This window comes from Novilysobacter selenitireducens (assembly GCF_020026895.1).
Taxonomy (GTDB): domain Bacteria; phylum Pseudomonadota; class Gammaproteobacteria; order Xanthomonadales; family Xanthomonadaceae; genus Lysobacter_C; species Lysobacter_C selenitireducens.
Genome location: NZ_JAINZW010000004.1, coordinates 139,952 through 152,023 on the forward strand (window position 1 = coordinate 139,952; position 12,072 = coordinate 152,023).

At 69.8% G+C, this 12,072-nt stretch carries 12 protein-coding genes, 1 tRNA gene and 1 pseudogene; 9 read left to right on the plus strand and 5 right to left on the minus strand.

Going from position 1 to position 12,072, the window contains the following annotated elements:
• Nucleotides 1-88 precede the first annotated feature (88 nt).
• Complete coding sequence (locus K6753_RS09795) at nt 89-562, minus strand: peroxiredoxin (protein WP_223676272.1); 474 nt, start codon at nt 560-562, stop codon at nt 89-91.
• A gap of 11 nt (nt 563-573) precedes the next feature.
• The gene (locus tag K6753_RS09800) at nt 574-1,227 is read right to left on the minus strand and encodes a glycine cleavage system transcriptional repressor (RefSeq protein ID WP_223676273.1); all 654 of its coding nucleotides are present in this window, start codon (nt 1,225-1,227) and stop codon (nt 574-576) included.
• A gap of 136 nt (nt 1,228-1,363) precedes the next feature.
• On the opposite strand from K6753_RS09800, the gene dapA reads away from it, so the two are divergent.
• On the plus strand, nt 1,364-2,269 hold the full coding sequence (gene dapA, locus K6753_RS09805) for a 4-hydroxy-tetrahydrodipicolinate synthase (protein ID WP_223676274.1): 906 nt from the start codon (nt 1,364-1,366) through the stop codon (nt 2,267-2,269).
• Between the two features lie 15 nt (nt 2,270-2,284).
• Nucleotides 2,285-2,839 (plus strand): hypothetical protein, encoded by a 555-nt coding sequence (locus K6753_RS09810; protein WP_223676275.1) that lies wholly within the window; start codon nt 2,285-2,287, stop codon nt 2,837-2,839.
• Nucleotides 2,840-2,918: 79 nt separating this feature from the next.
• Here the strand turns inward: K6753_RS09810 and fdxA are convergent, their stop codons facing one another.
• Nucleotides 2,919-3,242: a ferredoxin FdxA gene (gene fdxA, locus K6753_RS09815; protein WP_223676276.1), complete on the minus strand. Its 324-nt coding sequence runs from the start codon at nt 3,240-3,242 to the stop codon at nt 2,919-2,921.
• A 157-nt stretch (nt 3,243-3,399) separates the two neighbouring features.
• Nucleotides 3,400-3,475 (minus strand) — tRNA-Glu (locus K6753_RS09820).
• A gap of 150 nt (nt 3,476-3,625) precedes the next feature.
• On the opposite strand from K6753_RS09820, the pseudogene pcnB reads away from it, so the two are divergent.
• The 6 genes and pseudogenes from pcnB to pgi all read left to right on the plus strand — a co-directional run.
• Nucleotides 3,626-4,927: pseudogene (gene pcnB / locus K6753_RS09825) on the plus strand (polynucleotide adenylyltransferase PcnB); the annotation flags it as partial.
• Between the two features lie 6 nt (nt 4,928-4,933).
• Nucleotides 4,934-5,443 carry a 2-amino-4-hydroxy-6-hydroxymethyldihydropteridine diphosphokinase gene (folK, locus tag K6753_RS09830; protein ID WP_223676278.1) on the plus strand — a complete coding sequence of 170 codons (510 nt, stop codon included), beginning with the start codon at nt 4,934-4,936 and terminating at the stop codon, nt 5,441-5,443.
• 4 nt (nt 5,444-5,447) lie between these two features.
• Nucleotides 5,448-6,269, plus strand: coding sequence for a 3-methyl-2-oxobutanoate hydroxymethyltransferase (gene panB, locus K6753_RS09835; protein ID WP_223676279.1), 822 nt, complete (start codon nt 5,448-5,450; stop codon nt 6,267-6,269).
• Between the two features lie 39 nt (nt 6,270-6,308).
• A complete protein-coding gene (gene panC, locus K6753_RS09840) occupies nt 6,309-7,154 on the plus strand; it encodes a pantoate--beta-alanine ligase (RefSeq protein ID WP_223676280.1) in 846 nt (281 codons plus the stop codon).
• Between the two features lie 141 nt (nt 7,155-7,295).
• A complete protein-coding gene (panD, locus tag K6753_RS09845) occupies nt 7,296-7,676 on the plus strand; it encodes an aspartate 1-decarboxylase (protein ID WP_223676281.1) in 381 nt (126 codons plus the stop codon).
• Nucleotides 7,677-7,683: 7 nt separating this feature from the next.
• Entirely contained in the window at nt 7,684-9,198 is a 1,515-nt protein-coding gene (gene pgi / locus K6753_RS09850) for a glucose-6-phosphate isomerase (RefSeq protein ID WP_223676282.1), read from the plus strand.
• Nucleotides 9,199-9,418: 220 nt separating this feature from the next.
• Here pgi and queG read toward each other — a convergent pair whose 3' ends face one another.
• Nucleotides 9,419-10,435 carry a tRNA epoxyqueuosine(34) reductase QueG gene (gene queG / locus K6753_RS09855; RefSeq protein ID WP_223676469.1) on the minus strand — a complete coding sequence of 339 codons (1,017 nt, stop codon included), beginning with the start codon at nt 10,433-10,435 and terminating at the stop codon, nt 9,419-9,421.
• Between the two features lie 133 nt (nt 10,436-10,568).
• On the opposite strand from queG, the gene K6753_RS09860 reads away from it, so the two are divergent.
• Nucleotides 10,569-12,071, plus strand: a complete 1,503-nt coding sequence (locus K6753_RS09860) for an NAD(P)H-hydrate dehydratase (RefSeq protein ID WP_223676470.1) — start codon at nt 10,569-10,571, stop codon at nt 12,069-12,071.
• Nucleotide 12,072 lies beyond the last annotated feature (1 nt).

The window sequence follows — 12,072 nt, forward strand, 5'->3', positions numbered from 1 at the left end:
GCACGGCGCGCGCGTCCGGCCGGCGCACGGCAAAACGCCGCCACGGTCCCGGGATCCGGGGTGGCGACGCGTGCGTGCGCGGCGGGGATCACTGGGTGGCGGCTGCCTTGAGTTCGTCGAGCACGGCCTGGGCATGCCCGGCGACCTTCACCGGTCGCCATGTCCGGGCGATGACACCGGACGGATCGACCAGGAAGGTGCTGCGCTCGATGCCCATCACCTTGCGGCCGTACATATTCTTTTCCTTGATCACGCCAAAAGCGCTACAGACCGCCTCGCTCTTGTCGCTGACCAGGTCGAACTTGAAGCCCTGCTTGGCGCAGAAGTTCTGGTGGGACTTCACCGAGTCGCGCGATACGCCCAGCACGGTGGCGCCCAGCTTGCGGAACTTCGGCAGCAGCGCGTTGAAGTCGTTGCCTTCGGTGGTGCAGCCCGGCGTGCTGTCCTTGGGGTAGAAGTACAGCACCAGCCACTGGCCGGCGTAATCGCCGAGCGTCGCGGAGGAACCGCTGGACAGGTCCAGCGCAAGGTCGGCAGGTACGGTGTCGCCGGTGTCGAGCATGCGGTGCGTCCTCAGAACTTCATCGGGTCCATGATGGCATCGAGGTTGAGGTGGTCGCAGAATTCCAGGAAGTCGTCGCGCAGCGCGGCGATATGCATGTTGGCCGGCACGCCGATCGTCACCTGTGCGGAGAACATGTCCGCGCCGGTCTGCATCGCCCGGTAGCGCGAGCAGTGCAGGCTTTCGATGGTGATGCCCTGGCGGTCGAAGAAATCCGCCAGCTGGAACAGGATGCCGGGCTTGTCGCTGGCGACCACTTCCACCACGTAGGGCAGCAGGTTGGACTGGACCTGCTTGGCGCCGGTGCGGTACCAGATGAGCTTCAGGCCTTCCTCGCGCTCCAGCCGGGTCAGCATGGCCTCGAGCTTGGCGACCGCGTCCCACGAGCCCACCGCCAGTGCGGTGACGGACACGTCGCGCCCCACCGTCGAAAGCCGTGCGTCCACCAGGTTGCAGCCGCTGTCGCTGATGCGGCGGGTCACCGACAGCAGGGGCGACTCCGGATGCGTGGTGTACGCATTGATCAGCAGGTGGTTTTCGTTCGGCGACGGCCGGGAAGCGGAATCAGTCAAGGCGGCGCCTGCGGTAGATGCGGAACAGCCGGTGCCGGGGTCGGCATCGGGATGAACGGCAGCGGTGGAGCGGCTGCCGTGCGCGGCCAGCATACTTGCCGGTGCTTTCACGCCGCAAGTAACATCGGGCGCTGCATTCTGGCCCTGCGCGCCGTCCCGCGCGCTCGCCCCGGTGGCCGTCGATCCCACGTCCGCACTCCACTCCCACGCTCCACGCAGAGGCCCGCTCTTGCGCATCTCCGGCAGCATTACCGCACTGGCGACCCCGTTCAACGTCGCCGGTGAACTCGACATCGACGCCTGGCAACGGCTGCTGGCCGCACAGCTCGAGGCGGGCACCCAGGCGGTCGTCGTGGCCGGTTCCACCGGCGAGGCCGCGGCGCTCTACGACATCGAATACGACACCCTGCTGCGCACGGCGGTGGAACAGGTGGCCGGTCGCGTGCCCGTGCTCGCCGGCACCGGGCTGTCCAACACCGCCAAGACCATCGAACAGACCCGCCGCGCGGCCGCGCTGGGCGCCGACGCGGCGCTCGTGGTCACGCCGCCCTACGTGCGCCCCACGCAGGCCGGGCTGGTCGCGCACTACCGTGCGGTCGCCGACGATGGCGAACTGCCCGTCATGCTCTACAACGTGCCCGGCCGCACCGGGATCGACCTGCTGCCGGAAACCGTGGCCGATCTGGCCGGGCACGCCCGCATCATCGGCGTGAAGGAAGCGGTGGCCGATGCGGCGCGGATGGACGCGCTGCTGCGGCTGCGCGATGCCGGGTTCGCCGTGCTCAGCGGCGACGACCCGACGGCGTGCCGTGCCATGCTGGCCGGCGCCGATGGGGTGATCTCGGTGGCGTCGAACGTGGTGCCCGCGTCGTTCCGCCGGCTGTGCGACCTCGCGCGCAACGGCCGGGCCGATGCCGCGCAGGCGCTGGATGAGCGGTTGCGGCCCATCTGCGATTTCCTTGGTGTCGAATCCAATCCGATCCCGGTCAAGGCGCTGCTGGCCTTGCAGGGCCTGGGCCACGGCCTGCGCCTGCCGCTGACCCCGCTGTCCCCGCGCCACCAGGATGCGGCCGCCGCCACGCGCACCCTGGTCGACGCGCTTGAAACCGAATCCCGCGATTCACTCGCGGCCTGAACCGCAGGAGATCCCATGTCCCCCAAGCCCCATCGCGTCCGCCGCCTGAACGTTGCCGTTGCCGGTGCACTCGCCATCACGCTGTTGGCCACGTCCGGTTGCAGCTGGTTCCGCAAGGGCGATGCGCTGTACGCACAGTCGCCCGAGTCGCGGCCGCTGGAAGTTCCGCCCGACCTCGACCTGCCGCGCACCGCCGGTGGCGCGCCGCAGGGTTCGGTGACCGCGTCGGGGCAGGCCATCGCCACCCAGATGCCTGCGGCTTCCGGGGCAGGTGCGAGCGCGACCGCATTCGCGCAGGCCCAGGGCTTCACCACGGCCGGCACGCGTGAGGAGGTGTATGCGCGCGTCGGCGAGTTGCTCGGCGGAATCGAAGGCGTGGAGATCGCCAGCCGCGCCGAGCTGCTGGGTGCCTACGACGTCAACTACGAGGGCGCGAACTTCCTCGTGCGTGTCAGCGAGGTGCAGGCCGGCGCATATGTGTCGGCGGTCGATCCGCGCGGCATGCCCGCCACCGGCGACGCGCCTGCGAAGTTGATCGCCGCGCTGCAGGGTGCGTTCGGCGGCAACTGATTGCCAGCCTGCCGTGCAATGCGAAACGGGCGCCCAGGGCGCCCGTTTTCGTGTGCGACGTCGGATGGAGGCGGGGCGCTCAGCGCTCCAGCAACGGCAGCTTGCCGGGCTTGCCTTCCCAGTCCTTGGCGTCGGGCAGGCCGTCCTTGCGTGCGGTGATGACGGGCCACTGCGCGGCCAGTTCGGCATTGAGGGCGACGAACGCCTCCTGGCCGGCCGGTACGTCGTCCTCGGGGTAGATCGCGTTGATCGGGCACTCGGGCTCGCACAGCGTGCAGTCGATGCACTCGTCGGGGTCGATCACCAGGAAATTAGGGCCTTCGTGGAAACAGTCGACCGGGCACACCTCGACGCAGTCGGTGTACTTGCACTTGATGCAGTTCTCGGTGACGACGAAGGGCATTGGTTTCGTTCCCGTGGGCGAGCGGGATAGTGTAGCCAGTCGGTGACGGTCCACCCAAGCCACGGAGCCGACCTTGCAGCACCGGAGGAGCGCTCAGTCCGATGTCACCAGGCCCGAAAAGAAGAAAGCCCGCGCATCGCTGCGCGGGCTTTCGAATTGGCGCTCCCTACGAGATTCGAACTCGTGTTTTAGCCTTGAGAGGGCCACGTCCTAGGCCTCTAGACGAAGGGAGCAATGTGTCCGTCCCGGCGTGAAGCCCGGTGCGGCCTGCTAGTATAGGGGGCTCCGTTGCCGCCGGCAACGGCTTTTTCATTCCTCATTCAAGGTTGCGGCCACGCCGCCAGATGCGATCCGAACACGCCTCCATTCCAGCGCCCGAACCGCGGGTCATCCCGCGCGATTCGCACCCCGTCTCGCGCAAGGACATCAGTTCCAGCGCGCTGCGCGTCCTTTACCGGCTGCGTGATGCCGGCTTCGACGGCTACCTGGTGGGTGGTGCGGTCCGCGACCTCATCGTCGGCGGCCACCCCAAGGACTTCGACATCGCGACCAATGCCACGCCCGAAGAGGTGCGGCACCTGTTCCGCAACTGCCGCCTGATCGGGCGCCGGTTCCGCCTGGCGCACGTCGTGTTCGGTCGCGAGATCATCGAGGTCGCCACCTTCCGCGCCAACGTCGACGACGGCAGCGGCGACCGAGAGGTCCACGACGGCGGACGGCTGCTGCGCGACAACGTCTACGGCACGATCGAAGAGGACGCGGTCCGCCGCGACTTCACCGTCAACGCCCTGTACTACGCCATCGAGGATTTCTCGGTCCGCGATTACGTGGGCGGGTTCGAGGATGCACAGAACCGCCTGATGCGCCTGATCGGCGACCCGGAAACGCGTTACCGCGAGGACCCGGTGCGCATGCTGCGCGCGGTCCGCCTGGCGGCCAAGCTCGGGTTCGAGATCGAGGCCGCCACGGCCGAGCCGATCCCACGCCTTGCGGGGCTGCTTGCGGAAGCCGCGCCAGCGCGCCTGTTCGAGGAGTGCCTGAAGCTGTTCCTGTCGGGCCATGCGGTCGAGAGCTTCCTCCGCCTTGAAAAGCACGGCCTGCTGCCGGTGCTGTTGCCCGAGTCTGCGCAGGCGCTCAAGGCCAACCGCAGCGGCGCCCTGCGCCGGATGTTGCTGGAAGGCCTGCGCGGCACGGACGAGCGCGTCGCCAATGACGAGCCGGTGTCGCCGGCCTTCCTGTTCGCGCTGCTGCTGTGGCCGGCGTATTGCCGTGCCCTGGCCACGCTGCAGGCGCAGGGCATGCACGCGGTCGAGGCCCAGCGCCGCGCCGCCGACCGGGTCACCGTGCACCAGCTGCAGACCATCGCGCTGCCGCGGCGGTTCTCGCTGCCGATGCAGGAGATCTGGCTGCTGCAGACGCGTTTCTCGCTGCGCCAGCGCAAGCGGGTATTCCGGCTGCTGTCGCATCCGCGCTTCCGCGCGGCGTTCGATTTCCTTTCGATTCGCCAGGCGGCGTCGCCCGAGCATGCCGAGGACATCGCCTTCTGGCGCGAGGCGCAGACGCAATCGGGCGATGAGCTGGCTGCCCAGCTCGACGCCCAGGCCAGCGCGCCGGACGACGATGACCTGGATGCCGATGGCGCCCCGCGCCGTCGCCGTCGCCGGCGTCGCAACCGGGCCGGCTGACGCGCCATGCGCAACGCGCCGGACGTCGTGGCGTGCGTGGTGGGGCTGGGCGGCAACGTGGGTGATGTCGCCACCACGCTTCGCGCCGCGTTCGACGCGCTGGATGCGCTGCCGTCCACGCGCCTGGTCCGTGCCTCCGGCCTGTACCGGACGCCGGCATGGGGCGTGACCGCGCAGGCCGACTTCATCAACGCCGCCGCGTTGCTGGATACCGCATTGCCGGCGCACGCGCTGCTTGACGAACTGCTGGCCATCGAGCGCACCTTCGGCCGTGACCGGGAGGCCGACGATGCCCAGCGCTGGGGTCCGCGCACCCTGGACCTGGACCTGCTGTTGTACGGGCGGGCGCGCATCGAAGAGCCCGGACTGACCGTGCCGCACCCGCTGCTGCATGCACGCGCCTTCGCACTGGTGCCGCTGCTGGAGGTCTCGCCCGACGCCGTCATTCCCGGCATCGGGCCCGCCGCCGACGCACTCGCGGCGATAGCCAGCGACGACATCCGGGCGCTAGGCTAGCGAGATGTACACCGCGACCCCGAACGACGCCCCGTGGACCGTCCCCGCGCTGGCCCAGGCCAAGCGCGATGGCCGCAAGCTGGTGATGCTGACCTGCTACGACGCCGGCTTCGCCCGCACCGTGGATGCGGCCGGCATCGACCTCGTCCTGGTGGGCGATTCGCTGGGCATGGTCGTGCAGGGGCACGACAGCACGTTGCCGGTGACGGTGGCCGACACCGCCTACCACACGCGCTGCGTCGCCCGCGGCCTGTCGCGCGCGTTGCTGGTCGCCGACCTGCCGTTCCAGGCCGATGCTTCGACCGATCGTGCGCTGGCCGCCTCCACCGAGTTGCTGCAGGCCGGCGCCGCGATGGTCAAGCTGGAGGGCGCGGCGCCACACAAGCTCGATGTCATCCGCCATCTGGCGCAGCGCGAGATTCCGGTCTGCGCCCATCTTGGCCTGACGCCGCAGTCGGTGCTGCGACTGGGCGGCTACAAGGTGCAGGGCCGCGAAGCCGAAGCCGCGCGCCGGCTACAGGAGGACGCGCGCGCCGTGGCCGAGGCTGGTGCCGACCTGCTGGTGCTCGAATGCGTACCGACACCGCTCGCCGAGTCGATCACGCGCGAGAGCCCGATCCCGACCATCGGCATCGGCGCCGGCCCGCACTGCGACGGCCAGGTGCTGGTGCTGCACGACATGCTGGGCCTGCGCAGCGGCCACCGGCGCCCGCGCTTCGTAAAGGATTTCCTCGAGGAGGGCGGCTCGGTGCAGGGCGCGATGGAGGCCTATGCCGACGCCGTGCGCAGCGGCACGTTCCCGGATGCCGCGCACTCCTACGCCTGACGGCGCCCGTCGGCGCCGCGTTCGGACCCGCCCAGACCCATGATCGACACCCTGACCCGACTGGATGACCTGCGCGCGCGCGTCGCTGCCTGGAAGCGCGAAGGCCTGCGCGTCGGCTTCGTGCCGACGATGGGCAACCTGCACGCCGGGCACTTCTCTCTGGTCGAGCTGGCGCGCCGCCACGCCGAGCGCGTGGTGGTGAGCGTGTTCGTCAATCCGACCCAGTTCGGCCCGAACGAGGACTTCGACCGCTACCCCCGCACGCCCGATGCCGACGCCGCCGGTTTGGCGGAGGCCGGCGCGGATGCGGTGTGGATGCCGTCGGTCGAGACCATGTACCCGCATGGGGCCGGCGCGGCGGTGCAGGTGCGCGTGCCCGGCATCACCGGGGTGTTGGAAGGCGCGCACCGCCCCGGTCATTTTGACGGCGTCGCCACGGTGGTGGCGCGGCTGCTCAACCAGGTGCAGCCGGACGTGGCGGTGTTCGGCCGCAAGGATTACCAGCAACTGGCGGTGATCCGCTACCTGGTCGAAGACCTCGCGATGCCGGTGCGGATCGAGGCGGGCGCGACCTTGCGCGAGACCGACGGCCTGGCGATGAGTTCGCGCAACCAGTACCTGACCGCCGGGCAGCGGCAGGTCGCGGCGACGATCCACGCCACCCTGGAGTGGATGCGGCAGGCAGCCGTAGAGGGCAGGGCGCTGGAGTCCATCGAATCCGGTGCCCGTGACCGGCTCGAACAGGCAGGCTTCGCCGTCGACTACGCGGTCGTGCGCACGCCCGGGCTGGCGACTCCCGACGACGGCCACGGGCCACGGGTCGCGCTCATTGCGGCCCGCCTGGGCGCCACCCGGCTGATCGACAACCTGGAGTTCGATGCCTGACGGTGTGACCGGGCTCGCCGCGTCGGATCGACCCGCCGGCGGGGCCCGCAGCGTTCCACGGCCGTTATGTTGCGCTGCGCCATGCGCTGCTAGACTTGCGGATTCCGACCAAAGCCCGTGCCCCGCGCACCGGAGCCCCGCATGCAACTGAACCTGCTCAAGGCCAAGATCCACCGCGCCACCGTCACCCATGCCGAGCTGCATTACGAAGGCTCCTGCGCGATCGACGGCCGCCTGCTCGACATCTCCGGCATCCGCGAGTACGAGCAGGTGCACATCTACAACATCAACAACGGCCACCGCTTCGTCACCTACGCCATCCGTGGCGAGGAAGGCAGCGGCGTGATCTCGGTCAACGGCGCCGCCGCGCACTGCGCGCAGCCCGGCGACCTGGTGATCATCTGTGCCTATGGCGCCTGCGACGAGGCCGAGGCCGCCAAGTTCAAGCCGACGCTGGTGTATGTCGACCGCGAGAACCGCCTGACCCACACGAACCATTCGATCCCCGCCCAGGCGGCCTGACGCGGGGATGTCGGGCGCCGCGCTGAAGGAACAGCTGGCCGCGCACGCACGGCGCCTCGCCGGCACGCGCATCGCCGACCTGGTTGGCGGCGACCCCGCCCGGGTGGCCGACTTCAGCGTTCAGGCGGGTCCGCTGCACGCGTGTTTCGCCCGCCAGCGGATCGACCGCGACGCGCTCGAGGCCCTGTTCGTCGCGTTCGACCAAGCCGGCGCCGCGCCGGCGATCGCAGCCCTGTTCGATGGTGGGCAGGTCAATCCGACCGAAGCGCGCCCTGCGCTGCACACGGCGCTGCGCAGCGACCTGTCCGAAGCGACGGTCGCGCGCGACGCGTCAGCCGTGGCGCGCGAGGCGCGCACGCGCATGGCCGCGCTGGTCGAGCGTATCTGCGCCGCCGGCATCACCGATGTGGTCAGCGTCGGCATCGGCGGGTCGGACCTGGGCCCGCGGCTGGTGGTCGACGCACTGGCGGGCGATGCGTCCGCCACCGGGATCCGCGTCCATTTCCTGTCCAATGTCGATGGCGCGGCTGCACAGCGCGTGCTGGCCGGGCTCGATCCGTCGCATACCGCCGCCGTCCTGATCTCCAAGAGCTTCGGTACGCAGGAGACGCTGCTCAACGGCGCGATCCTGCGCGACTGGCTCGGCGACGACACACGGCTGTACGCCGTGACCGCCAATACCGACCGCGCACAGGCGGCCTTCGGCATCCCGGAGGACCGCATCCTGCCAATGTGGGACTGGGTAGGAGGCCGCTACTCGCTGTGGTCGGCGGTGGGCCTGCCCATTGCGCTGGCCGTCGGCATGCCGGCGTTCGAGCAGTTGCTCGCTGGTGCCTCCGAAATGGATGCCCACGTCCTGCGCACCCCCGTCCGCCGCAACATGGCCGCCTGGCACGCCGCGCTGGCCGTCTGGAATCGCAATGCCCTCGGGCTCGCGAGTCATGCGGTTGTGCCCTACGACGAGCGCCTCAAGCTGCTGCCGGCCTACCTGCAGCAACTGGTGATGGAGAGCCTGGGCAAATCCGCAACGCTCGACGGCAGAGCGGTTCCGATGGACACCGTGCCGGTGTGGTGGGGCGGGGTCGGCACCGATACCCAGCACAGCTTCTTCCAGGCACTGCACCAGGGCACGCAGGTCGTGCCGATCGACTTCATCGGCGCCGTCCATTCCGATGCGCCCTACGCCGACAACCACCGTGCGTTGCTGGCCAACCTGCTCGCGCAGTCCGAGGCATTGGCCAACGGCCAGGATGCGGACGACCCGCACCGCGCCTATGCCGGCAACCGGCCCAACACACTGTGGTTGCTCGAAGCACTGACGCCCCGTTCGCTGGGCGCGCTGCTGGCGATGTACGAGCACAGCGTCTACCTGCAGGCCCTGCTGTGGGGCATCAACCCGTTCGACCAGTTCGGTGTCGAGCTCGGGAAACAGGTCGCCGGCCGACTGCTGCCGGCGCTGGAAGGCCAGGGCGAAGCGGATGATCCGGTGACGCGCGCGCTGGTGGAGCGGTTGCGGGATTGAGCCTTCCCGCCTGCCTTTCGTAGGAGCGGCTTCAGCCGCGAACCTGGATGGCCTCGAGCCGGCCTCCGATCTCATCTTTCCCGTGTAGGAGCGACGTAAGTCGCGATCGCGCACTTGCCAGGAAAGATTGGTCGCGACTTACGTCGCTCCTACAAAGGTTCCACGGTGAGCATGGCGCTCCGGTGCCAGGGCCGACGTCCCTTCGCGGCTGAAGCCGCTCCTACAGCGACGCGACGTCGTGGCGCGCAAGCGCCCACTCCACGTGCTCGCGCACGATCGGGTCCTCGACATCACGACGCGACTGCAGTGCCTCGATCACCTCGGGTGAGGTCGGCGCATTGCCCAGCGCCACGGCGATGTTCCGCAACCAGCGCGCATGTCCGCTGCGGCGGATGGCCGAACCTTCCGTGCGCTGCATGAATTCGTCCTCGCTCCAGGCAAACAGGTCGGCGAGGCTCGCCCTGTCGAGATTGTTGCGCGCGCGGAAGTCCGGCTCGTCGGTGCGGCGGGCGAACTTGTTCCACGGACAGACCAGTTGGCAGTCGTCGCAGCCGAAGATGCGGTTGCCGATCGGTTCGCGCAGCTCCAGCGGTATCGCGCCTTCGTGTTCGATCGTCAGGTAGGAAATGCACCGGCGTGCGTCCAGCCGATGCGGCGCGGTGATCGCGCGGGTGGGGCAGATGTCGATGCACCGGGTGCAGGTGCCGCAGTGCGCGGTCGCCGGTGCATCGACGGGCAACGGGATATCCACATAGATTTCGCCCAGGAAGAACCAGGAGCCGCCGTCCTTGTCGATCAGGCAGGTGTGCTTGCCGATCCAGCCCAGTCCGGCGTTGCGTGCCAGGGCGCGCTCCAGCACGGGCGCGGAGTCGACGAACACGCGGTAGCCGAACGGCCCGGTTTCCGCCGCGATCTGGTCGGCCAGCTGCTGCAGGCGTCGCCGCATCAGCTTGTGGTAGTCGCGTCCCAGCGCGTAGCGGGCGACGTAGGCGCGTGAGCCGTCGGCGAGCGTGGCCCAGGCCGCGTCGTCGTCCTGTCCGTAGTCCAGGCCGACCGAAATGACGCGCACCGTGCCGGGCGTCAACTCCTGCGGGCGTGCGCGCAACTCACCGTGGCGCGCCATCCAGTCCATCGTTCCGTACAGCCCCTGCGCCAGCCAGTCGCGCAAGTGGCCGGCGTCCTCGTCCAGGGCGATGTCGCTGATGCCGCAGCGCTGGAACCCCATGTCCACCGCCATCGCCCGGATACGCACGGCGAGTGCGTCGAGGTCGACGTGGGGCGGCGATGTCGAAGGCGGAATCACGGTGGCGCAAGTATAGAATCGCGCGATGCACAACGCCGCCGAGACTGTCGCCGATAAAGCTGCCGACATGGCTGCCGCCCGCTTCGATGTCCAGGCGCTGCGCGCAATCGAAGCGCGTGCTACACGGCGGCTGGGCGACGGTTTCGAACTCATGCAACGCGCCGGCCAGGCCGCGTGGCGTGAAGTGCTGCACCGATGGCCGCATGCACAACGCCTCACCGTCGTGTGCGGGCCTGGCAACAACGGCGGCGATGGTTATGTACTCGCGCGACTTGCGCACGAGTCGGGCCGGGACGTTCGCGTGGTTCGCGCGGCCGCGCACGAGGCGACCGGCACGCTGGCGCAGCGCGCTGAAGCGGGCTACCGCGACGCTGGCGGGTCGGTCGTGGTGTTCGATGGCGAATTGGATTGCGTCGCCGGTGGGGGCCACATCGTGGTCGACGCGGTCCTTGGCATCGGCCTTTCACGCGCGCCCGACGCGGTGGTGACGGCGCTGGTCGAGGCCATCAACGGCTGCCGGTGTCCGGTACTGGCGCTGGACGTTCCTACGGGCGTCGACGCCGACACCGGTACGACACCGGGCGCTGCGGTACATGCGAATGCGTGCATCGAGTTCATCGCGCCAAAGGCTGGGCTGCGCACGGGCGTGGCGCTCGACTGCACCGGCACGCTGTCGCTGGCGGCGTTGGGCGTGGAGGCCGATGACTTCGCAGGCGTCGAACCGGTCGCCGTCGCGTTGCGCGCGCCCGACCTGCATGCCGCGTGGCCCCCGCGTCTTCGCGATTCGCACAAGGGTCGACACGGCCGCGTCGCCTGCATCGGCGGCGACAGCGGACACGGTGGCGCGATCCTGATGACCGCGGAAGCCGCATTGCGCACGGGCGCGGGACTGGTCGACGTGGTGACCCGGCCCGGGCATGTCTCCGCGCTGCTGGCGCGGCGGCCGGAGGTAATGGCCCACGGCGCCGACGCCGTGACGGACGATGCGCGGAGCGTGGTGGACCACGCCAACGTGGTGGCGATCGGTCCAGGGTTGGGGCAGGGCGACTGGGGCCGGGCGTGGTTCGACACCGCGCTGGCATCCGGGCGTCGCCTCGTAGTCGATGCCGATGCGCTGCACCTGCTGGCGCAGCGGGCAGGTCCCGCCCCGGCGGACGCGATCCTGACGCCGCACCCGGGCGAGGCCGCGGCGCTGCTCGGCTGTGGCACGTCGGACATCCAGTCGGACCGACTCCGCGCCGCCCGGCGCGTGGCCGAGCGCTACCAGTGCGCCGTCGTGCTCAAGGGTGCCGGAACCGTGGTGGGCGCGCCCGGCCGGGTGCCGCGGCTGGTCGAGGCGGGGAACCCCGGCATGGCCGTGGGCGGCATGGGCGATGTGCTGACCGGCGTGATCGCCTCGCTCTGCGCGCAGGGGCTGGCGCCGTTCGATGCCGCCTGCACCGGTGCGCTGCTGCATGCGCTGGCCGGCGACCGCGCTGTGGACGAGGGCGGTCCGCGGGGCCTGCTGCCCAGCGACCTGATGCCGTGGCTGCGCCGGCTTGCCAACGATGGGGATGTGGCGTGGAACTGAA

Excerpts from the sequence above, each read along its gene's own strand:
- fdxA (WP_223676276.1), bottom strand. The coding sequence starts at position 3,242 with ATGCCCTTCGTCGTCACCGAGAACTGCATCAAGTGCAAGTACACCGAC.
- panB (WP_223676279.1), top strand. The coding sequence starts at position 5,448 with ATGTACACCGCGACCCCGAACGACGCCCCGTGGACCGTCCCCGCGCTG.
- K6753_RS09795 (WP_223676272.1), bottom strand. The coding sequence starts at position 562 with ATGCTCGACACCGGCGACACCGTACCTGCCGACCTTGCGCTGGACCTG.
- pgi (WP_223676282.1), top strand. The coding sequence starts at position 7,684 with ATGTCGGGCGCCGCGCTGAAGGAACAGCTGGCCGCGCACGCACGGCGC.
- folK (WP_223676278.1), top strand. The coding sequence starts at position 4,934 with ATGCGCAACGCGCCGGACGTCGTGGCGTGCGTGGTGGGGCTGGGCGGC.
- K6753_RS09800 (WP_223676273.1), bottom strand. The coding sequence starts at position 1,227 with ATGCTGGCCGCGCACGGCAGCCGCTCCACCGCTGCCGTTCATCCCGAT.
- K6753_RS09860 (WP_223676470.1), top strand. The coding sequence starts at position 10,569 with ATGGCTGCCGCCCGCTTCGATGTCCAGGCGCTGCGCGCAATCGAAGCG.
- panC (WP_223676280.1), top strand. The coding sequence starts at position 6,309 with ATGATCGACACCCTGACCCGACTGGATGACCTGCGCGCGCGCGTCGCT.
- K6753_RS09810 (WP_223676275.1), top strand. The coding sequence starts at position 2,285 with ATGTCCCCCAAGCCCCATCGCGTCCGCCGCCTGAACGTTGCCGTTGCC.
- queG (WP_223676469.1), bottom strand. The coding sequence starts at position 10,435 with ATGGCGGTGGACATGGGGTTCCAGCGCTGCGGCATCAGCGACATCGCC.
- panD (WP_223676281.1), top strand. The coding sequence starts at position 7,296 with ATGCAACTGAACCTGCTCAAGGCCAAGATCCACCGCGCCACCGTCACC.